The sequence below is a fragment of the Rhizobium sp. Root1334 genome, from assembly GCF_001426665.1.
Classification (GTDB): Bacteria; Pseudomonadota; Alphaproteobacteria; order Rhizobiales; family Rhizobiaceae; genus Pararhizobium.
The window spans coordinates 1-24,859 of record NZ_LMEY01000003.1 but is presented as its reverse complement, the minus strand read 5'-3'; the positions used below and the strand labels follow the sequence as shown (position 1 = coordinate 24,859).

The 24,859-nt window shown below is 56.1% G+C and carries 22 protein-coding genes, 1 tRNA gene and 1 pseudogene; 12 read left to right on the top strand and 12 right to left on the bottom strand.

The annotated features are described in order from the left end of the window. The first annotated feature begins 51 nt into the window (after positions 1-51). The 5 genes from ASD36_RS08680 (at position 52) to ASD36_RS08660 (ending at position 4,687) form a co-directional block, all read left to right on the top strand. On the top strand, positions 52-789 hold the full coding sequence (locus ASD36_RS08680; protein ID WP_347360123.1) for a HipA family kinase: 738 nt from the start codon (positions 52-54) through the stop codon (positions 787-789). Further along, positions 786-1,619: a DUF3037 domain-containing protein gene (locus tag ASD36_RS08675; protein ID WP_060508822.1), complete on the top strand. Its 834-nt coding sequence runs from the start codon at positions 786-788 to the stop codon at positions 1,617-1,619. Before ASD36_RS08680 ends, ASD36_RS08675 begins: the two co-directional genes overlap by 4 nt. Positions 1,620-2,100: 481 nt before the next feature. Next, positions 2,101-2,892 (top strand): recombinase family protein, encoded by a 792-nt coding sequence (locus tag ASD36_RS08670; protein ID WP_156393824.1) that lies wholly within the window; start codon positions 2,101-2,103, stop codon positions 2,890-2,892. A 172-nt stretch (positions 2,893-3,064) separates the two neighbouring features. After that, positions 3,065-3,610 (top strand): hypothetical protein, encoded by a 546-nt coding sequence (locus ASD36_RS08665; RefSeq protein ID WP_060508818.1) that lies wholly within the window; start codon positions 3,065-3,067, stop codon positions 3,608-3,610. A 207-nt stretch (positions 3,611-3,817) separates the two neighbouring features. Then, complete coding sequence (locus ASD36_RS08660) at positions 3,818-4,687, top strand: DUF3102 domain-containing protein (RefSeq protein WP_060508816.1); 870 nt, start codon at positions 3,818-3,820, stop codon at positions 4,685-4,687. 237 nt (positions 4,688-4,924) lie between these two features. Here the strand turns inward: ASD36_RS08660 and ASD36_RS08655 are convergent, their stop codons facing one another. The 6 genes from ASD36_RS08655 to ASD36_RS08630 are packed head-to-tail and all read right to left on the bottom strand — an operon-like array spanning position 4,925 to position 12,913. Further along, positions 4,925-5,674 (bottom strand): NYN domain-containing protein, encoded by a 750-nt coding sequence (locus ASD36_RS08655; protein WP_060508814.1) that lies wholly within the window; start codon positions 5,672-5,674, stop codon positions 4,925-4,927. After that, entirely contained in the window at positions 5,664-6,413 is a 750-nt protein-coding gene (locus ASD36_RS08650; RefSeq protein WP_060508812.1) for a SprT family zinc-dependent metalloprotease, read from the bottom strand. Before ASD36_RS08650 ends, ASD36_RS08655 begins: the two co-directional genes overlap by 11 nt. 1 nt (position 6,414) lies before the next feature. Beyond that, positions 6,415-9,429, bottom strand: coding sequence for a type I restriction endonuclease subunit R (locus ASD36_RS08645; protein WP_060508810.1), 3,015 nt, complete (start codon positions 9,427-9,429; stop codon positions 6,415-6,417). An 8-nt stretch (positions 9,430-9,437) separates the two neighbouring features. Continuing rightward, positions 9,438-10,673 carry a restriction endonuclease subunit S gene (locus tag ASD36_RS08640; RefSeq protein WP_060508808.1) on the bottom strand — a complete coding sequence of 412 codons (1,236 nt, stop codon included), beginning with the start codon at positions 10,671-10,673 and terminating at the stop codon, positions 9,438-9,440. Then, complete coding sequence (locus ASD36_RS08635; RefSeq protein ID WP_060508806.1) at positions 10,663-12,153, bottom strand: type I restriction-modification system subunit M; 1,491 nt, start codon at positions 12,151-12,153, stop codon at positions 10,663-10,665. The genes ASD36_RS08640 and ASD36_RS08635 overlap by 11 nt, the downstream gene beginning before the upstream one ends. Before the next feature lie 43 nt (positions 12,154-12,196). Continuing rightward, positions 12,197-12,913 carry a hypothetical protein gene (locus ASD36_RS08630; RefSeq protein ID WP_060508804.1) on the bottom strand — a complete coding sequence of 239 codons (717 nt, stop codon included), beginning with the start codon at positions 12,911-12,913 and terminating at the stop codon, positions 12,197-12,199. A 33-nt stretch (positions 12,914-12,946) separates the two neighbouring features. On the opposite strand from ASD36_RS08630, the gene ASD36_RS08625 reads away from it, so the two are divergent. The 4 genes from ASD36_RS08625 to ASD36_RS08610 all read left to right on the top strand — a co-directional run bounded on the left by ASD36_RS08625 (position 12,947) and on the right by ASD36_RS08610 (position 15,936). Continuing rightward, positions 12,947-13,762 carry a DUF429 domain-containing protein gene (locus tag ASD36_RS08625; RefSeq protein WP_060508801.1) on the top strand — a complete coding sequence of 272 codons (816 nt, stop codon included), beginning with the start codon at positions 12,947-12,949 and terminating at the stop codon, positions 13,760-13,762. Between the two features lie 97 nt (positions 13,763-13,859). After that, positions 13,860-13,949: transfer RNA gene (locus ASD36_RS08620), tRNA-Ser, on the top strand. Positions 13,950-14,142: 193 nt separating this feature from the next. Further along, on the top strand, positions 14,143-15,213 hold the full coding sequence (locus ASD36_RS08615; protein ID WP_060508799.1) for a PD-(D/E)XK nuclease family protein: 1,071 nt from the start codon (positions 14,143-14,145) through the stop codon (positions 15,211-15,213). A 51-nt stretch (positions 15,214-15,264) separates the two neighbouring features. Continuing rightward, a complete protein-coding gene (locus tag ASD36_RS08610; RefSeq protein ID WP_060508797.1) occupies positions 15,265-15,936 on the top strand; it encodes a hypothetical protein in 672 nt (223 codons plus the stop codon). A gap of 170 nt (positions 15,937-16,106) precedes the next feature. Here ASD36_RS08610 and ASD36_RS08605 read toward each other — a convergent pair whose 3' ends face one another. Together ASD36_RS08605 and ASD36_RS08600 are read right to left on the bottom strand one after the other, a co-directional pair. Further along, on the bottom strand, positions 16,107-16,769 hold the full coding sequence (locus ASD36_RS08605; RefSeq protein ID WP_082562719.1) for an HNH endonuclease: 663 nt from the start codon (positions 16,767-16,769) through the stop codon (positions 16,107-16,109). A 47-nt stretch (positions 16,770-16,816) separates the two neighbouring features. Further along, positions 16,817-18,103, bottom strand: a complete 1,287-nt coding sequence (locus tag ASD36_RS08600) for a PAN domain-containing protein (RefSeq protein ID WP_244489769.1) — start codon at positions 18,101-18,103, stop codon at positions 16,817-16,819. Between the two features lie 116 nt (positions 18,104-18,219). Between ASD36_RS08600 and ASD36_RS08595 the strand changes: the two genes are divergently transcribed. Then, on the top strand, positions 18,220-19,356 hold the full coding sequence (locus tag ASD36_RS08595; protein WP_060508793.1) for a DUF4268 domain-containing protein: 1,137 nt from the start codon (positions 18,220-18,222) through the stop codon (positions 19,354-19,356). Between the two features lie 1,200 nt (positions 19,357-20,556). On the opposite strand, the gene ASD36_RS08590 is transcribed toward ASD36_RS08595, so the two are convergent. Continuing rightward, the gene (locus ASD36_RS08590) at positions 20,557-20,955 is read right to left on the bottom strand and encodes a hypothetical protein (RefSeq protein WP_060508791.1); all 399 of its coding nucleotides are present in this window, start codon (positions 20,953-20,955) and stop codon (positions 20,557-20,559) included. A 270-nt stretch (positions 20,956-21,225) separates the two neighbouring features. Between ASD36_RS08590 and ASD36_RS08585 the strand changes: the two genes are divergently transcribed. Then, the gene (locus tag ASD36_RS08585; protein ID WP_156393823.1) at positions 21,226-21,585 is read left to right on the top strand and encodes a hypothetical protein; all 360 of its coding nucleotides are present in this window, start codon (positions 21,226-21,228) and stop codon (positions 21,583-21,585) included. Positions 21,586-21,634: 49 nt separating this feature from the next. Further along, complete coding sequence (locus tag ASD36_RS08580) at positions 21,635-21,946, top strand: hypothetical protein (protein ID WP_156393822.1); 312 nt, start codon at positions 21,635-21,637, stop codon at positions 21,944-21,946. 2 nt (positions 21,947-21,948) lie between these two features. Here ASD36_RS08580 and ASD36_RS08575 read toward each other — a convergent pair whose 3' ends face one another. From ASD36_RS08575 to ASD36_RS08570, 3 genes and pseudogenes are all read right to left on the bottom strand, one after another. Then, entirely contained in the window at positions 21,949-23,763 is a 1,815-nt protein-coding gene (locus tag ASD36_RS08575; RefSeq protein ID WP_060508785.1) for a DUF6538 domain-containing protein, read from the bottom strand. A gap of 189 nt (positions 23,764-23,952) precedes the next feature. Further along, a pseudogene (locus ASD36_RS31305) lies at positions 23,953-24,247 on the bottom strand (hypothetical protein); the annotation flags it as partial. Between the two features lies 1 nt (position 24,248). Then, positions 24,249-24,678 (bottom strand): phage integrase N-terminal SAM-like domain-containing protein (locus tag ASD36_RS08570; RefSeq protein ID WP_277995992.1); only part of this gene is annotated, 430 nt, incomplete at its 3' end. Positions 24,679-24,859 lie beyond the last annotated feature (181 nt).

The window sequence follows — 24,859 nt, the reverse complement described above, 5'->3', positions numbered from 1 at the left end:
TTTCTGGTGTGCTCTATAAGTGCACTGTGATCATCTCGCGCGTGTGGTTCGATGCCGATTGAAATAGAGGAAGTGCTAAGACGTTCCGAGCAGGGGTCGACAAGACCCTATATTTGCCGCGGCATGGATGAGAAGCTCTACTATGTTAAGGGCAAAGATGCAGGATACGAGTCCCTTGTAAAGGAGTGGATCGCCGGCGCGCTTGCTCGCTATCTAGGCTTGCCTATAGCGCCGTTCGATTTCGTCCGCGTGCCTAGAGAGCTGTATGATCTTGGGCGCAACATCAACTTGGGTGGTCTGGGCTTTGGTATGTTGTTCGGCTCTGAGCACATTCCGGAATCGAACGAACTGTCGATCCTGAACCTCGACGCTATTGCGACCGAGTTGAAGCGGGATATCGCCGCGTTCGACTGGTGGATCATGAATGGCGATCGCACTCTTACCGAGGCTGGCGGCAATCCCAATATCCTTTGGTCTGAACGCACTAAACTGCCGGTGATCATAGACCACAACCTAGCCTTCGATCAGGGCGTAACGCTTCATTCACAGCTGTTGAGCCATGTGTTCGCTGGGTCGCTCGCAGAGATTTGCGATGATCCGCTACTGCAAGCGGGATATCATGCAAGATTCGATGAAGCGATGTCAGAGCTGGCCAACATCATTGGTGACATCCCCCTAAGGTGGCACTATGTAGACGACCATGAGACGATTGAGATCGCGTTCTCCATCGATGCCGCTGAGGCTATTTTGCAAAGACATCAAATGCCTGCGTTTTGGAAACGAACATGAAAAAGCATGCGGTAAGCTATGCGATAATCCGTTTCCAACCACATGTTGAAACGGAAGAGTTCGCCAATATCGGGATTGTCCTCGTTGCACCACGAGCGGGCTATCTCGACTTTAGACTTGAGACTAGGCGTCACGGCCGGGTGACGGCCTTTTTTGATAGCTTGGAGCCAGTAGCAATCCGGTCGGTTCTAAAAAACTATCATTCCGAACTGAAGCGGATCAGAGATCTCGCCGGTCACGTGGGCGACGGGCAGACACGTTTTGAGTTTGACCTTACCGACAACGCAGAACACCTTTTTCGCGCCCTGACCAAGGATCGCGAAGGGATTATCCGTTTCAGCGACATCCGTTTCGCGATGACCGACAGCCCCAAGGCCAAGCTCGAAGAGCTATTCGACTATTACGTGAGACGGAATTTTTCGAGCTCGCTTTATCGCGAAGGGCTATTGGAAAGACATGTCCGTCAGGTTCTGAAGTTGAGGGAGATCAATCGGAACTTCAAGCGGCGAACTTTTAATGACGGTGTTTATTCTGCGACATTTCCGTTCGTGGAGATTGTTGACGATAAGGCCGTTAAAATTCTGAAGCCGATCTACCTTGGGCAAGAAGATCCCACTCGTATCCTCGATCACGGCAATAAGTGGCTGTTTACGATTAAGCGGCTGAAGCCGTTGCTTCCGCGCGGCGTTGTGTTTGCCGTTGAGGGGCCTACCGGGAAAGCGTCGCAACAGCGAGCATTCCAAGAGACAATTGACCTGTTCAAGGCTAGCAACATCCAAGTGGTCGACGCGACAAATCAACGTGAACTGATCGACGCCGCTGAAGCGTAAATCGCGGGAGTGTAGGTATATTGTTTTGCCCTAGAAGGGCATCCTACGCCTGACCGCCAGAATCTGTCGGCGACGATCCGGTCGCAAGGGATTTTGGCATGCGCAGGTTCGCAGGCGAGGCATGAAACGGCGATGCAAGTCCACAGGAGGCAGGAAGCCGAGATATGGGCGCGCCACTTGGTGGAACAGGTGGATCGGTTCGGTCCCGACCTGGCATCTTGATCTTGGAAAGCTCAGTGCTTGATCTTGGGAAAGCGGTGAAGCGCTTTCCAATCGAATCCAGATTTGCCTTACGCAGGTGAGCTTCGCCTGGCGCGGGGACTGGGAACGGCAGCGATCCTAGGGATCGGCCGGTTCACCTACGGGTGACACGCTGGTTGAAATCATCGTGGCAACAAGGATTAGCTCACCTGCACGGCCAGGCATTTAGAGTTGATCATTCCATACAGACTTGATCATCTCTAAATGGTGTCGTATAGTCTTGATCACCCTCCCTATTCTTCCTCTACGAGACATCTCCCTCATGGCCACCTATCACACATCCAAGCAAGCAATCGCCTACATTCGCGTATCCACCGACAAGCAGGGCGAAACGGGAATTGGCCTGGAAGGGCAGAAAGCTTCCATCCGGGCCTATGCTGACGCTGCTGGTGTGGAGATTGTCGAGTGGTTCCAGGATGTGGCCAGCGGTCGTGGTGAGAAGAACCTCGAAAATCGGCCTGGCCTCCAGAGCGCGCTCGACTTTGCCCAGGCCAATGACGTCGACATTCTCGTTGACGGGCTCGATCGGTTGTCCCGGAACACCAAGACCATCGAACACATCATGCGCGAAAAGAAGATTATGGTTGTCTCGGCCTCGGAAGGTCGCACCAGCAATCGACTCGTGCTCGCCAGCCGGGCCGCCCGTGCGGAGCTCGAAGGGAATATGATCGCTGAGCGGACCAAGCTCGCCCTCGACCGGAAGAAGGCTGAGGGGGTGAAGCTCGGGAATCGCACCAATCTCTCCGAAGCCCAGAAGCTGGGAGCAGAATCCAACAGGCGCCGCGCCGAGGAGAAGATCAATGAGATCGCCTCGGCCATCCGGAAGAATGGATGGCAGGATCTCCCTGTGCCGGCCCTTGTGGACGCCCTGAATAATATCGGCGTGAAGACTAGCCGCGGCGAAATCTGGACCGCAGCGGCGCTCCGCAAGCCCCACAAGGCGGCGCTTGAGGCTTTGAGGACATCAACGCTCGCAGACTACCAGCACCATCCGAATTTCGGCCGGTTCTAGGCGAAGGCTCTGCGTGCGTCCTCCTCTGTCTCGTCGTCGCCGCTGCACCAGAGCATCAAGCCGCTCTTGGGCAAACGATACCGATCGGCAATAATTTCTCCGTTAGCCGTTATGTTGTTATTGACACGGTCCGTTAGGTTGTAATACTAACGGTCATCAACGGAGATCGACCATGGCACTCACCAATGCAGAACGACAGCGTCTTCACTATCAGCGACAAAAGGAGAAAAAGAAAGGTGTGCTGAAGCATCCGGATAGCCTCGACCTGGGAATACCTGCAGGTGACCCGTTTCACGAATGGTTCCAAGGGCAGGCCGGCGGGTTCTCCGACTTTGCGCAGTGCTTCGATATGGCAGGCATGGAAGCCCCGGACATTGAAGATGACAGCAACCCCAAATCCCTGACTGGTGAAATCGAGCGGAGCTTTGAAGACGAGCCCGATCGCAGCCCTTACGCCCGCGGTGGTGGGGCGCTTGCCCGGGGGGAAATCATGGTAGGTTGCTTGATTGACGCGGCCTCCGAGCTTGCTCGCATCATCAACGAATATAAGCGCAAACAGATCAACGACCGATTGAAGGAGATCGAAAACGCCGATCTCTCTAATGCAAACGTCAAAAAAGCCGCACTGGCAGAAGTCGTCCGGCTTCAGAAGACGATCGAGCACCTCGACAAGCAGGTGCGCTGGTCATTTCCGCAATGGAAATTGGCGGGCGAATAGCCTCTCGCCTGGTGGAGTTGCGGCGCCACCGTCACACATTTCGGAGGCGTTCAGGATAACGCGCCTCTACCTGCCGCAGACAACCCAATCGAACGCGAAAGTTTCAGCTGGCTTGATTGCCGGCCAGGTTTCGCTCGCCCGTCAACTCACCCAAAAATCCGCAACGATTGCGGTTTTTCCAATACATTTGTCAGCCAGGAGACTCTTATGACCGATCGCTTCGACAATAACCTTGAAGACTTGGACTTCTCTAACACTATCGAGAACATCCCGGATGGCAACACGCCAAGCAACTCAGCCGGGACGGAAGCCTTGGCGCCTTCGATTTCTGTAGCTTCAGGCTTTGATTACACTGGAGTATCGCCTGAGGTTGCCGAAGAGGCAGAGGCGGCAGCCGACCGGATCCGCAATCGTCACCGCGCAAGCATTATCGAAACCGGTCATGATCTCTGCGTCATAAAGGACAAGCTTGCGCACGGAAGTTTCGGCAATTGGCTGAGCCATCACTTCGGGATGTCAGAGCGCACTGCTCAGAACTACATGAATGCTGCGACGGCATTCGGCGCCGTGCCGGAGGTTGTTGATGTTTTGCCGCCCACTATTATCTACAAGCTTGCAGCGAGGGGTGCGCCGGGCGAGGTCAAGCAGTTTGTTATCGACGAAATTGTAAGCGGCTCGTCACCTAGCCAGAAGGAAATTGAATCTCGCCTCGCCGCCGCAAAGAGCGACGAACGCCAGAGGCGCGAAGCGGAGCGCATGGGGAAACTGGAGGAGCGTGCTTGGCAAAAACACGAACAGGCCTTGCAGGCTGAAGGAAAGTCCGATCTCGAGATAGAGGCAGAGCGAAAGCGCTGGGCAACGAAAAAGGCTCAGAAGGAGCGTGCCGCGCAACAGAAGGTCTCACAGGCCAAGCAGCGTGAGGAAGCGACGGTGCAGGGCGAGGAGAAGATGAAGCTGATTGCTGAACGTGCCGCCAATATCCTTAAAGCACGTCTCGGTAACGAATATGAAAAGTTCCGTGACGCCTTTCTAAAGATCGACCATAGCCGGTTAAAGGCAGCTTTGCTGAGCGCGTAGCAGCATTGTGTGGGTGGCCAACCGGTGGAGGACACCATTCCGGTTGGCGCTTCCCTAAGAACGATCTTTCGCCAACGATCGGAAACGCTCAACAAGCTTTTGCACCTGTGCCAGATAGGCGTCTCTTGTCGTTTCATCCTGGAGCGCGGTGAGACTCGCTGACGAGCCTGCCATTTCGAGCAGAAGCGCGCGGAGCCAGCCAGCGAGCGACTCTGAGTCACAGCGGCAGCATCCAGGTCAGCTACCAACCTTCTTCTTCGAACTAGCCTGCTTAACACGGATCCGTAGCGGCTTTCCTTCAAAGTGTTCCACCTCGAATGCGCCTGTCTTTCGGACGAGATCACTCAGCTTGCGGAAGCCGTAAGTTCGCGGATCGAAGTCCGACGCCAAGTTGGCAAGCTGAGTTCCGACGGCGCCGAGCGGCACCCAACCGTCCTCGGTTTCCATCTGACCGATAACCTTCTTGATAATCGGCGTAGCAGCACTCGGTGCCTGGAGCGACTTCGACGTGCCGCTCGCGTCGCTGTCATTGGACGTTGCGACCGGCAACAGGTTCTCTGTGTAGATGAATCGACGGCATGCCTGCCGAAAACTCTCAGGAGTCTTCTGTTCGCCGAAGCCGAACACGTCGACACCTTGCTCGCGTATACGTGCAGCCAGGCGCGTGAAGTCGCTGTCGGACGATACCAGGCAGAAGCCATCAAACCGGCCGCTGTGCAGTAGGTCCATCGCGTCGATAACCAACGTGATGTCGGACGCGTTCTTGCCTGTCGTATAGGCGAATTGCTGCTGCGGGATGATGGCGTGTCTCGACAGCACGTCGGTCCAGGCCTTCGACCGAGCGGTTGCGAAGTCACCATAGATCCGGCGCACGCTAGCCTCGCCGATCTTTGCGATCTCCTCGAACAGACCGTCGGCGATCTTGGCAGAAGCATTGTCGGCGTCGATGAGCACGGCAAGGCGTGGTGATCGAGGTTCAGCTGGCATTTTGCGGCTCCACTTTTTCCCAACCCAGCATGTGCTCGTTCTTGTCGAGCCAGACCTTGCGATCCTGCCAGTCCGGCAACATGCGCCCTACAAGGTCCCAGAATTCCGGCTCGTGATTGCGGTGCCTCAGGTGGCACATTTCGTGGACCACCGCATATTCGAGCACGGGCTTCGGAGCGAAGATCAAGTGCCAGTTGAGATTGATCTGCCGATCCCGGCCGCAGCTGCCCCACATGTGCTTCTGGTCCTTGATCTGCACCCCGCGCGGCTTAAACCCATGCCGCTCGCCATGCTTGCGGACGAAATCACGAGCGTCGTCCCTCACACGGCGCTTTAACCACAGCCTGAGTGCGCTCTCGATGATGCTGTCAGACGACGCCGGTGATAGATCGGCGGGCTTGTGGATCTGGAAACCGTTGCGAAACTTGACCTCGACGAGGGAGCCGTCGAAGGGCTCGATGGTGAGCCTCGTCATCCGCCCACGATAGGGGATCTTGGCGCCGGTGACGAACTGGTAGACGCGGGCCTGAGCCTTGGCGCGTTCAGCCATGTGCTGCACGGTTTCGATGATCCAGGCACGTCGGCGGTCCAGCACGGCGCTAATCTGCTCTTCGGTGGCGCTCTCCGGCACCATGAGCTCAAAGGATTTTGGCGTGACGCTGATACTGGCTTTCCGAGCCCTGGGCGAGCGCCTCAGCGTGTATTCGATCTCGCGGTCGCCGATGCGATAGACGGCCATGTCACTGCCTCGCAAAATGCTTGAGCGCGTAAGCCTCGACCTCTTCCGGGATCTCCCTGAGCTGCGTCAGGCCGGCTTCATGCGCCATGAAGCGCACCTGCTGGCGCAAGCTCCTGCGCAGACCATCCTTCTGCCACCAGCCGAACGGTGCTGTTGCCTGATTGGTGTAGAGAACTTCCAGCCGGATCGCCAGATCCTCACCTTCCGTCCCCGAGGTGAAGCCGTTGAGGATCTGCAGGATGCCATAGGCGCCAGGAGAGAGACCCGCCTCGACATAAGCGGCGTCCTCCGCGGTGATGTCCTTCGCCAGCTCTTCGGCTGCCTTCAGTTTCTCTGACCAGGAGAGCTGCGCGCTTTCGAGCTTTTCCAGAAGCTGGCGAAGGCGCTCGGAGAATTTGGCATATTGATGCGGACTGGCGTCGATCCGCTCGGTGACCGTCTTGCGCAGCTCCGTCGTCTTGCGGATCGCGGCCGTCATCAGGTCTTCCTCTCTCTTGCCCTCGGGATCGAAATCCTCCCAGAACTCCGGATCGGTGATGTGGCGCAGCTTGACGGTGACGCTAAGACCCGTTGCCTCGAGATGCTTCTCCAGCATCTCGCGGATCTTTTCGCTGTAGTTCATCTGGTCGAAGGCCTGGCGCTTTTCGAAGTGCTGCGTGCCATAGAGCAGGAAGTTCGCCACCCATTTCAGATCGGCGGTGAACTCGAGAACGCTCGGGTCAGGGCTCAGCGTTTCATAGAGCGCGATGAAACTGCGGGCCTTCGCCTTGAAGTCGAACCATTTGTCCTCGGTGCCGAGCAGCTTCACAAAGGCATCATATTCCGCCTTCAGCGCGTCCTTGTCGCTCGCTTTGCGCTTGAGCGGCTTCATCAGCGCGGCGACGGCGGAATGCGCGGCCCGCAGCTGATTACGCAGATCGTCCAGGTCGCGCATAGCGTTCCTCACGTCATCGGCGCGATAGGAGGAGAGCGCTTCCTCGAGATGGCCGGAGACACCGATGTAGTCGACGATCAGCCCGTTGCGCTTCTTGGCATCCGAAACACGATTGGTGCGCGCTATCGCCTGCAACAACCCGTGCTCCTTCAGCGGCTTGTCGAGATACATCACGCTTTCGATCGGGCAGTCGAAGCCGGTCAAGAGCTTGTCGCAGACGATGAGGAACTGCGGATCGTCGCCCTTGCGGCCAAAGGCCTTCTTCGCCAGCTTTTCGGCCTCGGCATCCAGATAATTAGCCTTCAGCTCGGTGCGGATCGCCTGCTTGTGAGCATCCTCGCTCGGCTTGCTGTCTTCCTGGTTGATCGAATAGACGCAGGCCGACATGGCATCGGCACGGGCCAGCGCCTCGGCAGGCTCCATGCCCTCGTCCTTTAGATCCTCAGCAATGACCTTGGTCAGCGCCTGCTTGTAGAGGATCACCGCCTCGCGATCGATGGCGACGATCTGCGCCTTGAATCCGTCCGGGCGAGCGTAGGCCTTGAAATGCGTCCAGATATCATAGGCGATCAGCTCGATCCGGCGCGGATGTTTGACCAGATCCTCGATCTGCACGCCACGCTTCTTGATCTCATTCAGCTTGTCATCATCGAGCTCGGCAAACCAGGTGTCGAACAGAATGTCGATCTTCGCCTCGTCGATATGCCAGTCGGTCTTGCGGCCCGTGTAATAGATCGGCACGGTTGCGCCATCGGCCACGGCGTCGTCGATGCCGTATTTGTCGAGATAACCTTCGCCCGGCACGCCGAAGTTCTCATAGGTGTTCTTGTCGTCCTTCTTCACCGGCGTGCCGGTAAATCCGAAGAAGCGGGCATGCGGCAGTGTCGCGCGCAGATAGGCGCCGAGATCCTTTTCCTGGGTGCGGTGAGCCTCATCCACCATTACGATCCAGTTTTCCGAAGTCGCAATCGCCTCCTTCGAGCCCTGGAACTTGAAGATGGTGGAAAGCGCCGTGTGCCCGTCCTTGCCGCTGCGGATCAACGTGTGCAGATCCCTAATGCTCTCGATCGCCGTCGGGTTCGGCAGGCCGCAAGCGACAAAGGTGCCGCTGATCTGCGAATGCAGATCCACCCGGTCGGTCAGCACCAGAATGTTCGGGTTGGTCAGTGCTTCGGACTGGATTGTCCTATGCGTCTTCAGCTTCAGCGCGGCAAACACCATGGTCAGCGATTTGCCGCTGCCCTGCGTGTGCCAGATCAGGCCCTGCCGGTGCTTGCCCTCGATCACGCGCTCGATGATGCGGTTGACGGCGCGAAACTGCTGGTAGCGGCAGATTTTCTTGATCGTGCCGGTCTCGGTCTTCTCGAACACGACGTAATGCGCGATCAGGTCCAGCAGGCGGCTCGGTTCCAGCAGGCACCAGAGGCCCTTGGCCAGCGTGTCCGGGAATTCACCCTCCACCTTCGGCCAGGGATCGCGCCACTCGGCGAAATACTTCGAGCCGGAGCCTGTCGCGCCATAGAGCACCAGGGCTCCGTCTGTGACGATGTTGAAGACATTGGAAAAGAATAGGCGCGGAATATCCTGTTCATATTGCTTGATCTGCTCGAAAGCCTCGCCGGTCTTGTCCTTTACATTCAGCGGGCTCTTGGCCTCGATCACGACCAGCGGAATGCCGTTTACATAAACCAGGACATCCGGTTTGCGCGTGTTCTCAGCCTTCACCCGCAGCTGATGCGTCACAGAAAACTGGTTGTTGCCGGGCTCGAGAAAATCGATCACCCGCAGCGTCTGCCGTGTCTCCTGGCCGGTCACCTTGCGGGCATAGTCGCCGCGCAGCACCTTCAGCCAGACGTCGTTGTCGCTGATCGCCGCAAGCTCGCCGTAGGCTGCCTCAGCAGAAGCGCGGTCGATCCCGTTGATACGCATCAGCGCGTCGATGAGGTGCGGGCGAAACAGAACCTGGTTTTCGCCCTCGCGAAGGGCCGCATGCTCCGACGAGGCCACAAGGCCATAGCCCATGGCTTTCAGATGCTCGATCGTAGGACGCTCGGCAAAATGCCATTCGGGACCGTAGCTCATGGGGTGCTTTACTCCGCTGCCATGAGAAGCGCGTCGATGACGCGCTTGCCGCCAGTGAGCAGGTCGGACATCAGGGCAGATTTGCAGTTCTCAAGGCGCGATAAGCTCTCCTCGTTGCTGTATAGTGCCTCATCCAGCGACCTGAGGGTGGAAGTCAAGCGCAACTGAACATCTCTGGGAGCCACAGGTATTGGCAGCTCACGAACATCTCCCACTCGCAGATGGCCGACTGTAGAACCGCCAGCCCGCCGGAACATCTCCTTTTTTACCGGCCCAGACTGCAGCGCATACAATAGGAAGTCGGAGCTGACGCGAGATGTGTCTGGGCGCAGGAACATCATCCGTTGCCCAAGACAAAACGCCATTGCAGGGGCCATGCAGACCTCGCCATATGGAGCCTCTCGGGTGAAAAGAATATCGCCTGTTCTAGGCATTCCCTTCGCCGTCCATTCTTGAAAGCTCTGCCTGTCAGTGAACTGAAGTCCTTCATATCGAAAGCGACCGTTACGAACGTTTGGCGTGCGGACAACTGCGTAACCATCTTCGGTCACCGGAGGAGTGCGATTTTTGCAGTCGATGATGCTCTCGCATATGCTTGAAGCAGGTTCTACCGACCATCCTTCGAAGGTGTCATCCGCAGTTGACGGCCCGGCAGCCTGATCTTCAGGGAAGGAGGTCGAAAGGATCTCGGAGCGGACCTTTCTGGTTTGCTCGATCACAGCCCGCGTTGCCGCAATGGCCGCATCGACGCTGGACAGGATTTCGGCGATGCGGCGTTGTTCGTGGAGCGGCGGTAACGCTAATTGCAAGCCGCGTATGGTTTCCTGTCTGATGCCAGCAACAGTGGTGCCGGATCCTAAACGCGCAATGTGGCTCTCTTGCCAGGAAAACCATTGATGTAGGAAATCAACATCAAGCGATGGCCGCGGGAAAAGCGCACGCAGGTCCTGATTGATCGCCACATCTCGGGAGAAGCGCACTACCTTCCCAACCGCCATCCTTGTCGCAAGAACAAGAGTTCCCTTTGGTATCAAACTTGAGGCAGAGTTCTGCAAACCATCCTCAGAAATTGATTCCTCAGTGTTATCGATGTGACGGCCCTTCAGGTCCTTCACGCTTGCCCAAGGAATATTGCCGTTCCAATATTCTGAGACCTTCCTTGATGGGGTCCCGCCTCCGCGCATTTCAACGATCTGCTCGCCAAGCGTTGTCGAAGTCCAGCCCGTCGGCACCTCACGCGACATAGCCAAGCTCCCGGAGAAAGCCCATCATCCGCGCTTCTTCTGCATCCCGCTCGGCTTGAAGCTCGACCAGCTTTTCCACTTCCGCCGCAACGTCGACCTCCTCGGCCTCTTCACCCAGATGCACATAGCGGCTGATATTGAGGTTGAAGTCATTCGCTTCGATCTCGCTCGATGTCACCACCCGCGCCAGCCGTTCGGCATCAGCAAAGTCGCCATAGACCTTGGCCAGCGTGGCGACATTGGCCTCCGACAGATGGTTCTGCGCCTTGCCTTCGACGACATGCTCGGCGCCGTTGACGATCAGGATCTGGCCCTTGCGCGCCGCCGGCTTTTGCTTGCGCAGGATCAGGATACAGGCCGGAATACCCGCGCCATAAAACAGGTTGGGTGCCAGGCCGATGACGGCCTCGATAAGATCGTCTTTGATCAGCCCCTCTCGGATCTTGCCTTCGGCCCCGCTGCGAAACAGCACGCCATGCGGCAGGACCACGCCGCAGACGCCGTCTGCCTTCAGGCTCGCCACCATATGCTGCACGAAGGCGAGATCGCCATAGGATTTCGGCGGGCAGCCATAACGGTCGCGGCCAAAAACATCGCCCTTCGACCAGACATCATGGCCCCAGCTTTTCAGCGAAAACGGCGGGTTGGCCAGCACCCGGTCAAAGGTGCGGATGGCCTTCACACTGTCGCCGGTCAGATGTTTTGGCTCCAGCAGCGTATCGCCGCGCGCCACCTGCGCATCGTCGATATCATGCAGGAACAGGTTCATCTGGCAGATGGCCCAGGTATTGAGGTTCCGCTCCTGGCCGAACAGCGAAAGGCTCTTCGGGTTCTTGCCCTGCCGCTCCAGATGATGCACCGCCTCCAAGAGCATGCCGCCTGAGCCGCAGGTGGGGTCATAGATCGACATGCCTTCTTCCGGCTTCAGACATTCGACGATCAGCCGCACGACCATCTTCGGCGTATAGAACTCGCCACCCTTCTTGCCGGCATCATCGGCAAACTGCGCGATCAAATATTCATAGGCCTGGCCCAGCACATCCGGCTCGACATCGGAGTTGCGCAGCCGATAGGTCTCGAAATGCTGAAGCAGCTTTTCCAGCATGGCATCCGGAAAGCGCTCCTTGTTGTTGAAATCGACATCCTGGAAGACGCCGCGCAGCTTCATGTTTGCGTCTTCAATGGCGCGAAAGGCGGCGTTCAGATGCGTGCCGATATCGGTCGTGTGCTTGCGCACATCCTTCCAAAAATGGCCCTTGGGAATGTCGAAGCGGTGCTCATCTGGATCAGCGGCGAGATCCGCATCGTGGTAGCGCGCCAGCCGCTCCTCATACTCCTCCTCCCAGACATCTGAGAGGCGCTTGAAGAACAGAAGACCGAAAATGTAGTGCTTGTAATCGCCGGAATCGATCGATCCCCGCAGGATATCCGCTGCCCGCCAGAGATGGGTTTCCAGCTGCGAAAGAGTGAGTGTTGTCATCTACAAGCTCCAGGCTGATCGTTTGGACGAAGTGGCACGCCCTTCAAGCGGCAATCTCCTTTAAGATTCCCACTTCGTCTAGCCACTCAGTCCAACTTGACAAGAAGAGACGAAAATCCCTTGTGGCGATCCTTAGCAATCGAAGTCCATCGGTGACAGGGAGCGGCACGATGATTTTCCCCGTTTTCTCATCTACGAAAGGCGCTGGCCGCGTTTGTTTGGCGCTAACGAAGAGCAACATCTCAGCCGCTTTTCTTGAGCTATATCCCTGCTGATCCAGATACATCACTCCACCATGCGCAAGCGAGTTCCGGAGGCACGATATGAACTGGTCCATGGGCATATCTTGTGCAGAAGCATTGGCCTCATCGCTACTCAGTGATTTCGCAATGCCCTCCGGGAGTTCATTAGATGTCTGAAATACCTGTGTTCTGGGAATGAACGACCAGCCAAATCCAGCTAATTCTGCATTGTTTCGTAGCTTCTTTCCTCGAATTCTTTCCTGTATAGAGCGACTAACGTCTGGCGAGAGCTGCCGATCATCTGTGTAGCCAACGACATCCTCATCCAAGTGCTTCATGATGCGCTCGATTGGCAAGAGGATCATCTGAGATGCGAGCGCAAGAAGAAGTGTTGTGTCTAATGGACCGCCATAGCGACGCGCATGCTCTTCGTTCGCGGCTACATGTTTCTCGCAAAAGCTCAGCAGATCGAGGCACCGCTTTGGAATGTCTAAACTATACTGTAATGGTATCCCCACAGATCTCTCCTTTCCGACAAATCGTCATAAGCCATGATTACTAAAACATCTATTGTCGGTTTCGACTCCGCGTGGACCGACAACCCAAAGGCGCCTGGTGCGCTCTGCATTATCCGTCTAGACTCGCAGGGCGCGCGACTTCACCTAGAACCCCGACTGGCCTCGTTCAGCGAAGCCGCTGAGATAGTTTTGGCCGAGAGATCTCAGGTCAGCAAATGTCTCGTGGCGCTCGATCAGCCGACAATTGTCCCGAACTTCAGCGGCTCGCGCCCGGTCGACAAGGTGGCTGGATCACTCATCTCCTGGGTGGGTGGCGGTGTTCAACCGGCCAACCGATCAAAGCTCGGCATGTTTGATGATGCCGCACCGATCTGGCGATTCAAGCAGGCACTCGGCGCTATTGAGGACCCAGAGGTCGCACGGACAGCATCGCAGGGGCTCTATTTAATTGAAGTGTTTCCAGCCCTGGCCTTGGTCGCCATCGACGATGCCTACTGCCGGCGTCTTGGTGCTCCAAAATACAATCCAGCCAACCGGAGAGTGTTTAAGGTTGAGCATTGGAAGTCTGTTGCAGAAACTATCCGGATCTTCGGGTCTCTCAATGTCTTAGACCAGCTCGAACTCTGGTGTTCAGCGGCGTCAGCCAACTTGTCGCCGAAGAAAGCTGATCAGGACAAGATCGACGCCATGATTTGCGGTCTCATCGGGTTGCACTGGCTGATGGCACCGCGGGAACATTCGGTTATGATCGGTGACCTGGAGAACGGCTATATGATCTCTCCAGCAATTAATGGCGTTCATGAGAGGATCGTTGCTGCTGCGCGCCGAAGGGATGTGCTGATCGCCTAGGCCGGCACACGCCGGCCACTCCCGTCGTGGAATTGCCATCGCCAAAAACTGCCGCTATGAACCGCCTCGCGCTGATGGCGCCGACCAAGGATGATCCGGAGAGGTGGCTGAGTGGTCGAAAGCACCGCACTCGAAATGCGGCATACCTGCAAGGGTATCGTGGGTTCAAATCCCACCCTCTCCGCCATTCTGAACCTTAGACCGCAAGGGTTTCCAACGATCTACAAGTCTCGATTGGCCCTTGATGCCGGCGCGGAAATTGACCAGGGCCACACTCCCGGCACGACCTTGTGTGTTCGGCTAGTATTCCAGTTCGACATTGTTCCGCAAGCTTTTCGAGGTTAGTCTTTACGATCAGATTTCTTGGACGGAGAAACTCGTTGAACGAAGAATTCATTCCTACGCTTAGTCACGCGACCGAACGCGACATCGACTTGCTTCTCGTTGAGGAGATTCATGCTTCGCTGGATTTTACCGTGTGGATTGCACGGCAAGCAGGGATAAATTTACCCATAGCGTCATGGGATGTAAAACACAGCAAACGACGCACTCGATCCAGGCGAGAGATCGATATCTTTGTGGAGATTGAGCACAGCGATCAGACCCGTTCCGCTTTACTGATCGAGAACAAACTCGATGCATCTGAACAGCCCGATCAAGCTGAAAGCTACCGTGAGGAACTCGATGCTTTAGCTGGTGGATATGCGCGCCGAGCAATGATGATAGTCTGCCCGAACGCTTATGCAGCTCAATTTCCGAATTTCACGGGAAAATTCGACGCAACGATCTCCTATGAGCTCATCGCAGAGTTTCTGCGCGAACTGCGGGATGAGTCTGGGAGCGAGATGGTGCCTCGCTACCAATTCCGTGCCGAGATTATCGACCAAGCTATTCACAAGCACCGACGTGGCTATACGCCCATTCCAGACAAGATTGTTGGTGATTTCAACGCGCAGTATGTTGCCCTGCTGGCGACGATCGCACCAGAAATTCTCCCCGGACCCAGCATGCGGAAAACGGCGAACCCGCGGGAGAGCACGTCAATGATATTTGACCAGGCTGCGTCACTACGTGGCTTAGCTGAGGCTATTCGCCCTAGGCGCTTTGCCCATGAACTCGGCCGCGGATCGGATCAGCGTGCGAACTACGTGGCTGTTACGTTTCCTGGGTGGGGCGTCGCTCCCTCGGCGGTGGTTGACGTTATGTCGGCGGACGTAGCGGAGCTTGGAGCGATCTTCTCTGCGAAGACGCCCACAAAAATTCGTCCCAACCCAGGGCTCGTGATGGCGCTACCCACCACCCCTGTCGATAATCAACGTGACTTCTACGCCCAAATCGAAGCTATCAGTGCAGGAGTCGTTACTGCTGCCAGATTACGGAATTGGTTGATTGATAATCAGAATGTTCTTTCAAAGTGGAGAGCACTGGTTGACGCTGAAATCGCCCGGTAGGCGCGATGCTCTGTCCCGACCACGAAGGCCTAATTCTTCCCAGGTGGTTAAATGGTCAAACGCAATAGAATTTACGTCCCGAGCTCAGGACCTGAAGCGTGGCAACAGTTCCTTGCCGAGCCAGAGAAACAATGGCGCACAGGTTACTCGGCGAAAACGCTCGCTCACTGCTGGGAGTCGAGCGCCGGCCTTCCGCCCGAAGTCGCGGCACTGTTTCCCAACGGAAGCGAACTCCTTCTCGCCTTCCCTGAGCACAAGGTTCCTCTTCCTGGGGGAGCACGCGACAGCCAGAACGACGTCTTCGCTTTGATACGGCATGGCAACCTCACCTGCGCTGCGACGATCGAAGGTAAGGTGAACGAGCCATTCGGCCCAAGTGTCGGGGACTGGATGCGCGAGGCCTCGCCCGGCAAGGTCTTGCGGATGAACCACCTGTGCGAGCTTCTCGGGCTTGCAGAACAGCCCCATGCGCTGATCAGATATCAACTCCTCCATCGAACAGCGTCGGCGATCATAGAAGCGCGGCGCTTCAAAACCGACGAGGCGGCTATGATCGTTCACTCGTTCTCGCCCGCGAGAATGTGGTTCGAAGACTTTGCAGCCTTCATGTCTTTGTTTGGTTGCTCGGTCACTTCTGACCAACCCGTCGAGGTTCTACTGCCCGAAGGCATGAAGCTTCGCCTGGGCTGGGCAACTGGCGACGCTTCATTTCTGGCGATCTAACTCCGGAATACTCCTTGGCTCCCCACCAGGGCATCCTACGCTTGATCTTCAGCATTGATTGAAGTTCACGTGGCGACAATCCGAAAACTCAGAAGACGCTGCAATTACCGGTGCGCCAGCGAGGCATCACGTCCATATCGCTGTTTTTCATCAAGATATGTGTCGCCGCGCTACTTGCGAAGGTGCTTTCTCAGATCTTCGACTGCCACGACCTGACCCTTTCGATGCGCCATGCGATGACAGTTTGCGCACAGCAGTGCAAGATCTCCTACTCGGGTGGGAGCGGAGTTTCCACCGCGGTAGTTCAGAGGTTCAATATGATGGCATTCAATGTAGCCACGACCGAGCTCACCATATGTTTGCTCGAAATCGAAGTCACATACCTCGCATTTCAATGGGGAGCGTCTCTTTGCAGCAGCCACGATAGCCGCGCTTCTTTTTAATACACCGATCTCACGAATGTGCCGTTCTCCCTCAGATTCCATCTGATCGAGGTCCACCTGGGCTTCACGGATGATATCGCTGCCTGGCCTCTCGGTGAAAACGATAAATCCCAAGCGTTCAAGTTCTGCCCGCCCCTGACCCGTCTTGAATCCGCGAGTCGTCGTCGGCGTCACTCCATGCGACAGAGCCGCGGCCCAAAGTGCTTTCGCTGGATATTCGATGCCCTCGTGGACTAGGTAGACCCACCTGGGTGGCGTTCCTTTCGCGTATTTATCTAGGAAGGCGTCATGGCCGATCACGCGGAACTCGGACATTGCATCTTCAACCCAGCTGCGGCGCGGTCTGGACTCTTCTACAGATAATTCCATTTTTTTCCGATTGATGCTCATTGGTTTACTGACCACCAGTAGTTCAACTGGGATCTACACTGCGCCTCTCACTGCAAGCTGATAATCTTTGTCGCTGCGAACGACTTAACGTCTTTCACGCCTGTCACCATGCCCGCGCCAAATCGCGGCGCTCCGATCGCTCCCTTCAGCCAGCACTCCTTCTTCCGCTTGATGTAGGTGAACGCAACGCAGCGTCCGTCATCGATGCACGTGAGCCGACACTGCTGAGCATTGCCACCAATTTGCGCGGGCCGAGAAGAAAGATCGCCTCCTGGTAGATCCACGTCTTTAAAGAGCGATGCAGTTGGATCGATCGTGCTTATCGTGAAGTCCTGCGGGTCCGGTTCGACGCTGCTGAGAAACTTACCAGAGATCGCAACAGCATTCCCGTCCGCGCGACCCTCGCTTGATTTCAGGAAGCAGTTTGGCCCTTTTATGATCTTCGAGTTCGTGTTGAAGGTGAACGCTTTGCACACGCCGTTCATCGCAAGACAAGTCTTCGCGCATTGTGCGGCATCGACCATGCGTTCTGCTCGGAGATCATCGCCGAACAAGTCGAGGCCGGTGTATAACGCCATACGTGTCGGGCGACGCGTATAATCTTCGATCGCCGATAAATTGGCGAGGGCCTGGTCACCAACAACTGGCTTCTGATCGGTCGTGGCTGTCGTTGTCGGCGTGACCGTGGGCGTCACGGTAATAGTCGTGGCAGTTGGGGTGGACTCGATCGAGGTTGCAGCTTGCGACGCTGTCGGCGCAGGCTCCTGCCGTTTGCGATTGATCTTGTAGCTTGCGATCTCGTCGGCAGTGAATATGTGCATATCGTTTGGCGGCGTCTTGAACATCCAGGTCATAACCTCGACCGGAGTTCCGAACCGATTGAGAACATCGAGGATGTCAGAGATTGATAGTTGCGCGCTGACCAGGTCTCCTGATTCCGATGAGATCTGATGAACACCGAGCGCTCCATCCGCTTGACGCTCGACGCCAGCCAGAAAAACGAGAGCACATGCGGAATGGCAGCCACTCTCTTTGGCGATGTAAGTTGAGATACCACGCTCGTGAACATCATCAGCGACGAGCAGCGCCATTTGGACGGTGCCGCCTGGACTATTGAGAGTTAGGAGCTTCGCGTTCGGTGCGGCCTGCAGCGCGCGTCGAAAGTTAAGAGCTGAACCGATGTCGATCTCGCCATTGAGCACGATCACATCCGCGGCCGTTTCGCTGATAGAAAACGGGCCGAATACCTTTTCCGCTGACAACCCCGGAGATGCCATGAACAAAGATGGTAGCGAAACAGCCAGCATTAGTCGCAATACACGTATGATTTTCACAGCGACGCCCCACCCCAAGCTCTCAGGCCTATATCAAGCAGCAAACAGGTGGTGGTTGCAAGTTGACTCATGCGCTCGCGCCTGCGAAATGCTGAAAGCAGTCAATTGGGGTGAACATGTTTAAGATTGATAAGGATGGTAATCGCATACAGAAGATCTCGCCGCGCTCATTCTCCGAGCTTGGGTTTCGCGAGCGAGCGCATCTCCAAGAGTGGATCGCAAACCAGCCGGACTCGCTTGGCGAGGACTTGCTCATCATCCAGAAGGAGTTCGCCGGCTTCTCGGACACCCAAGAACGCCTCGACCTCCTTGCGATCGACAAGCAAGGCTCACTTGTAGTAATTGAGAATAAGCTCGACGACACTGGCCGGGACGTCACCTGGCAAGCATTGAAATATGCCTCCTACTGCGCCCGCCTGACCACTGACGATATCCGCGACATATTTCAATCCTACCTAGATCGGAATGTGCCCGGTGCGAACGCCGAAGAGCAGCTTTGCACTTTTCTGGAGGAGGATGAATATCAAGACGTCATCTTGAACAAAGGGGTGACACAACGCGTGATGTTGGTAGCCGCGAACTTCCGGAAGGAGGTAACATCCACGGTTCTCTGGCTCTCAAGCTTCAAGCTCCGCATCCAGTGTTTCAAGATATCGCCTTTCTCCCAAGGTGACGATTTGTTTTTGACCATAGACCAAATCATCCCGACCAAGGACGCCGAGGACTTCATGATTGGGTTGGCGACGAAGGCGCAGACCGAGGTGGAGGGCGTCGAGGCGGAGAAAACAAGGCATACATTGCGCCTGGAATTCTGGTCGCGGTTGCTAACCGCGATGAACGCGAAAAGCCAACTACTCCGCAATATTTCCCCCAGGAGAGACAACTGGCTCGGCACCGGTTCTGGAACCCGTGGTATCAGCTTCAATTTGGTTGTTACCGGCGAGGCCGTTAGATCTGAGGTCTATATTGATACCGGCGCAAGTGATCTGAACGAAACGATCTTCAACGCGCTATGCACAGATGCCAATGCGATCGAGACCGAATTTGGCGAGGCACTTGTATGGGAGCGACTTGAAGGACGGCGGGCTTGCCGTATCAAGGCGGAGCGAGAGGGAAATATCTTCGACCGTGAGCGCTGGCCGGGAATGATCGACTATATGGTCGAGGCCACAATCAAGCTCGACAAGACTTTCAGGATGCGCGTTGCGGAAGTCTCGAGGACGATTGGTCGTTCCTCGGCAGTGCCGGGGTAGTCCTTTGCTCCCCTCCGGGGACGTCCTACTTATGATCTACAACGTCGATTGAAGATCATATGGCGACTATCTGAAAGCTCAGAGCACGCACGCACAAGTGCGTCGGAACAGTATGAATTCTTGCTGTAACTCTTGAGCTTGAGGCCCAGGTCGGTTCGGTGCCGCACACGATATGCGTATCCTCGAGAGCGCTACAAAACGGAAGTTTCGCCCACAAAGCGCGGGTCGGCTCAATCGACCTGAAGCGTCATTTGCTTTCGCCGTGAAAGCGTCAACGATCCGCGACACAGGCAATCAGGGATGCACCGACGATCCACGCATCACAGTGCCGATGATGCTGCTATTGATTGGGTCGATTACCAGATGCCTTGCGCGACCTTTACCTCTTCTTGACATGCGGACGACGAATGTAAAGGTTGTGAACGAGACTCGGCTAGAATACCTATCAAAGATTGCAAAACGAACCGCTTGCAAATCCGCAATCGTTGCGGAAACTTGACGGACCTTGTCGCTAACTTTACGTGAAGTTGCGGAATGAACGTGAATTTGGCTTTTTTCCTTCGAGGTAAAGGTTCGCGGACTCGTATCGGTTGTGCCCACTGTCGGTCGCCCGCCAAACTCGACCCTGAAAGCTATTCTAGAGTGGAAAGTCACGCCACCACTGTCTGGTGGTGAGGTCAATCGTGTCGGAAGGCCTTGATAACCAGCATCGAAAACACATCCGCGCACCTCAAATGCCACACATTGTCGGCGGATCAACGATCATCAGATTCCATTCGTCTGGTATTCGGGGGAGCCCGACTTGCGAATCCTCGCGATCGTCACACACTCTTTTCGCCGCTCATGGACGATCGCTCGCAGCGCGCCGTCCTCTTGTTCTCTACCATCCGGCGCCACCTACCCTCCTGTGCCGCTGGCTTACCAACCCTTTCAAGCTTGACCACGCGTCGGAACATCGAAGCCCTAGGAATGGTCAAGCTCCCTTGATGGGGATGCCTTCCGTGCCCCCGACGATTCGAGTTCCTATCCTCCCGTGGTTCTTTCCCACCAAAACAACTTCAGCCCATCGCGGATGTCCGCCCCAATCTGGAGACAACCCGTAGCCTGGCACAGCACTTGATCCCGTCCTTGTATCGGCTTCGGGTCCCTCGCCTGCCATTCTCAAGTGATGGTGCGGAAGATCCGCAGATAAACGCCCTGTCAGCTTGGCAAACTTGCAACCAGCCGAAGGCGACGGCGCAGCGAGGGCGTCAATTCCGGAACGTTGTTGCCGAAAGATCCCCGCAAAAAGTCAATCCAGCCCTGTTCGGCAGTAGAGGCCGACCCATCGACCAAGACGTCTTCTATAGTCTTAACGAACTCAGTTCCAAACCAACTCGTCAGGACCAGCACGAACAGCTTCCGCTTGTCGCAGCCGAGTGCCTGAGCCAATGGGAGGGCCTTATCGAGGGGAATCCTCAGGTCGCCTCGAACGAAGCCTTCAACCACTTCAATGCTCTGGGAGCCCACCAAGAGGGCGATTTCGCCCATGCTGTAGGCGGAGGTCTCCAGATGCTCTTTAATGAACTTCGCGACCGCAGCGTTATGTTCCGACTTCATCCCATTCCTCGCAACTCGTTTTCACTGAGAACATATATAGCAGTTTCTGATTGGCATCACTCAGTATTGTTGAAATATCTAAAGCCAAAAACTAAGTAACCACTTAATTATTTTTCCAACTATATTTTGCACAGTTGATTAAAAAGGCGAATCAGTTAAATTTACTAGGTTTATTCTCGGAGAAATTTAATGGGCCCTTATAGAGATCCTGACGCCGCAATACGCGTAGGTCAGACAATATCCAACCATCTGAACAAATCCGGAATGTCGTTGGAGCAACTCGCCATGCGGTTGGGGGTGGGGCCAGGTGCGAAAATGATGAACCTGGTGGCGGGGAGGCACTATTTCCCACTGGAACTGGCGAAGCTCACATCTGAAATCTTGGGCATCTACGCGGCGAAATTCGTGTATTTCGTGCTCCTGCAGTATCACCCAAAAGAGGGGGTAGACGATACCTTCGAAACCATTTGCGCCCACGCCCCCGAAGGGCGCGAACAAACGGGCAATCCTGAAAAGACGAAGAGGAGAAGAGAAAAGCGAAAAAGAAGAGGCCTCACAATGCTGACCACACCTTTTCACAGACAGCGCGAACGTCGACTGGCTAATGAAACAGCTGCAGCAAGAGGTTAAAGGCGACATAGCCACGTCAAAGATAGATATCGACACTTGGCGCACTCTCATGAAAGCGTTGAGGACCGGTCTCGCCGAGAGAGGATTTGCCCTGGGAGATGTCGAAGCAGCACTAGTGACGCGCTTCATGCTGGAGCAGATCGAAATACGGGGGCTTCGAGTGGTCCCGGTGAAACCGACTTCGGAGATGCAGCAGGCCGTCAAGGAAGCTCTAGACCAGGGTAAGCGGATGTCAGTCACCTGGGTCAAGGAGCGCACGAAACAACGCTGGCGCTATCAGGCAGCGATCGAAGCCGCGCCAAGCTGGAGACGCGGCTATGAACTGGACCGGAAGGCGATGGACGAGCAAAAGGAGACGTAAGGCTACGCCGCCTCCGCTACCCCGCTTGCAGCCTTCAAGTGATCCACCATCAACCCCGGATAGGAGATCGAGTTTACCAGTTCCACGCGATGCTCAAGCATCCCCTGCGGCAGGGTGCCATAGCGCTGCGTCATCGTGCCGGACGTGTGACCTAGGATGAAGCCGAATTGCTCATCAAGGAAGCCAGCACGGCGGAGGGCGTCAGCGGCACCGTGCCGGAAGCTGTATAGCGACAAACCGCGACCGTCCTTTAGGCCGATCTTCGTCAGGTAGCGCGGGAAGTCGCGACTGAGGTCGGCGATCATCTGCCCGCGTTCGTTGCGCTCTGCGAGCGGGAAAAGCCGCTTCTCCGCGCGCTTCTTCATGTCCGCATGATATTTGAGAAAGCCGAGCTTCACCAATTCGGGATGAACCGGCACGACCCGCATAGAGCCGTCCGTTTTCACGCTCTTATCGCCCTCGCCTTCCGTAGTGATGTGCATGATCCAATGGCCGCGATCCTCGCGGACGTCATCAATATCTAGCTGCGCTATCTCTGCCGGGCGCGCGCCGGAATAGAGCATGATAAGCGGCACCCAGTAGCGATGATCGCGGATAAGGACGTTGCCCGGCTTGCGCCAAAACCGGGGCGCTTCATCGTTCTGGCATCCAGTGAAGAACGGAGACTTGAACAGCGCGTTCATTTCGTCAACCGTGAAGGGCTTCGTGGTCTTCTCCTTCAACTTCTTCAGGAACATATCGGCGGCGGGGTTAGCCGTAAGATAGCCGTGGTTTGTCAGCCAAGTGCAAAAGGCGCTGAAGCCGGACAAGTAGCGGTTGACCGTGGTCTTGCTGATAGCAGGCTTCTTCACTGTGGCATTGTGCTTGACGATCTGCGCCAGCTTCATGCCCTCAAAGGCTTTCGTTTCGCTCGCCTTCACAGGATACTGAAGCAGCAAGTCCTTCCACTCACGAACTGCCTTCTTGTCGATCCGATGGACCGGAAACGTGTTGCCGACAAAATCAAGGAACAAGCCAACGTCCCGGCGAGCTTGCGCAAGCGTGTCGGGCTTGATCTGGTTCGGGTTTTCGCGTGCGTAAGTCTCGAATAGCTCCATGATGGTTTCGCCAGGTGCCGAAGCTTCGCGGGCGCTCCCGGTCGCGGGCTTAACGATTGGATCTTTCGGGGTCCCGGTGAAATCTCCCTTGTCACGCTCCAGGGTGCGCTGCAGCCCCTCCACTTCCGCCCGTATCATCAAGGTGCAAAGCTCGCGGTATTCATCGGAACCCGGGTCGACAAGTAGCCGATGCCGAGCAACAAACTCGATTACTGCCGGCTCGATCAATTTCGCGTCGCCGGACGTAAGCGCGGCCTTCAGGGCATTGAGACGGCGGGCGCGAAGGGTTGCGTGGTCGGTGCGTGCCCGAAGCATAAGCTCATAGTCGGTATAGGCGTTGATCATGCCGAAGAAGTTTTCGGACGCGATTTCCCCTACGTCGATCCGGCGATAGAGACGCTGCAATTCTGCGTCCGTCTGTTCGGGTGTCGGCATGGCGCGCTGCTTGCGGTCGTAGCCGTCAAGCGTCGCCTCATAGTGCTGCCAGACGGCAACCGCCTTGTCGTTGGACGTGATTTCGCGGCGAGCACGAACTTCGTCAAACTCAGAGCGCCAGCTCTCGATGAGGGGCCAAAGCCGCTTCTTCGCCTCGTTCTCATCCTTGGTGCGCAGCGACTTCTTGCGCGTCGTGGTGCCATAGTGGGCGACCAGGTCAAGCGGGACATCCAGTCTCGCGTAGTAGGTCGCCGCACGCCTTTCGAGATATGTAACCCTTGCCAATTTCGCCCATCCGTAGCACTATTCCGGAACACCCAACCGGAACACTCGTAGAAAATAAGCTGTTTGTTTGCAATAGGTTGTTTCGGATCAAGGGGTTGGAAAAGTTGGATTACTTTCCAGGTTCCCCAGCCACTGTAATCGCTACGGTTTTTCTCTTTTCGTTAAGAACAGCTTGGAACATTTGGGCGCTCATTTGGGAAACTTTGTTCTCTTTTCGAGCTTCTTAATGGCGTTGTCACCGAGTTCACTGTCCCGGTTGAGATAGTGAGTATCGAGGATTGCATTAACGTCACGCAGGCTATGACCCGTGATTGTCGCGATCTCAGGCAAGGTGCATCCAGACAAAGCGAGGCGCGTAACCGCTGTGCCGCGAAGGTCGTTGAAGGTCAGCATGCGTTTGGAGTCGATGTCATCGACCTTGAGATGGGCGACCTCGGAGACGCGCAAGCCCGCGCCATAGGCCACACCGAGGGCGGCCTTGTATNTCAGCATGCGTTTGGAGTCGATGTCATCGACCTTGAGATGGGCGACCTCGGAGACGCGCAAGCCCGCGCCATAGGCCACACCGAGGGCGGCCTTGTATTTGATACCAGGTGCCGCCTCCAGTAAGCGGGCAGCTTCCTCAATACTGAGCACATCCGGTAGCTTGCGCGGATTGCGCGTTATCACCAGCGCCCGCGCCAGATCCCGCCGCTTCAGCGTCACCATGAACAGAAAGCGTAGCGCCGAAACCGTGCTGTTAATCGTCGCAGGACCTACGCCGTTCTCATGCTGATGCAACTGGAAACGTCGTATGTCCTCGACCGTCGCGGTGTCCGGGGCACGCCCAAGAAACGTAGCGAAGCGTCGGACGYGACGGATKTAGTCCTGCCGAGTGTGGGATCCCAACCCTCGCATCAGCATGTCTTCCTGCATGCGCTGACGGAGCGGTGTGGTCGGGGTATCGTGTTGAAAGCTGGCCATTGAACGTYCCTCTCGTTGAAGGGAACGTCATGGTCAGGCAACACCAACAGCCTGCCTAGAACCTCAGATAATCATGCGAAACTCGCCGCGCACTCCCTCCCGCGAAGCGGGTTCGTGCATGATGGCGCTAAGC

Bases quoted from the DNA above. Each gene is read 5' to 3' on its own strand.
- ASD36_RS08680 (WP_347360123.1), top strand. From the start codon at position 52: ATGCCGATTGAAATAGAGGAAGTGCTAAGACGTTCCGAGCAGGGGTCG.
- ASD36_RS08665 (WP_060508818.1), top strand. From the start codon at position 3,065: ATGGCACTCACCAATGCAGAACGACAGCGTCTTCACTATCAGCGACAA.
- ASD36_RS08655 (WP_060508814.1), bottom strand. From the start codon at position 5,674: ATGCCAGCTGAACCTCGATCACCACGCCTTGCCGTGCTCATCGACGCC.
- ASD36_RS08675 (WP_060508822.1), top strand. From the start codon at position 786: ATGAAAAAGCATGCGGTAAGCTATGCGATAATCCGTTTCCAACCACAT.
- ASD36_RS08660 (WP_060508816.1), top strand. From the start codon at position 3,818: ATGACCGATCGCTTCGACAATAACCTTGAAGACTTGGACTTCTCTAAC.
- ASD36_RS08625 (WP_060508801.1), top strand. From the start codon at position 12,947: ATGATTACTAAAACATCTATTGTCGGTTTCGACTCCGCGTGGACCGAC.
- ASD36_RS08590 (WP_060508791.1), bottom strand. From the start codon at position 20,955: ATGAAGTCGGAACATAACGCTGCGGTCGCGAAGTTCATTAAAGAGCAT.
- ASD36_RS08650 (WP_060508812.1), bottom strand. From the start codon at position 6,413: ATGGCCGTCTATCGCATCGGCGACCGCGAGATCGAATACACGCTGAGG.
- ASD36_RS08595 (WP_060508793.1), top strand. From the start codon at position 18,220: ATGTTTAAGATTGATAAGGATGGTAATCGCATACAGAAGATCTCGCCG.
- ASD36_RS08610 (WP_060508797.1), top strand. From the start codon at position 15,265: ATGGTCAAACGCAATAGAATTTACGTCCCGAGCTCAGGACCTGAAGCG.
- ASD36_RS08645 (WP_060508810.1), bottom strand. From the start codon at position 9,429: ATGAGCTACGGTCCCGAATGGCATTTTGCCGAGCGTCCTACGATCGAG.
- ASD36_RS08640 (WP_060508808.1), bottom strand. From the start codon at position 10,673: ATGTCGCGTGAGGTGCCGACGGGCTGGACTTCGACAACGCTTGGCGAG.
- ASD36_RS08580 (WP_156393822.1), top strand. From the start codon at position 21,635: ATGAAAGCGTTGAGGACCGGTCTCGCCGAGAGAGGATTTGCCCTGGGA.
- ASD36_RS08635 (WP_060508806.1), bottom strand. From the start codon at position 12,153: ATGACAACACTCACTCTTTCGCAGCTGGAAACCCATCTCTGGCGGGCA.
- ASD36_RS08605 (WP_082562719.1), bottom strand. From the start codon at position 16,769: ATGAGCATCAATCGGAAAAAAATGGAATTATCTGTAGAAGAGTCCAGA.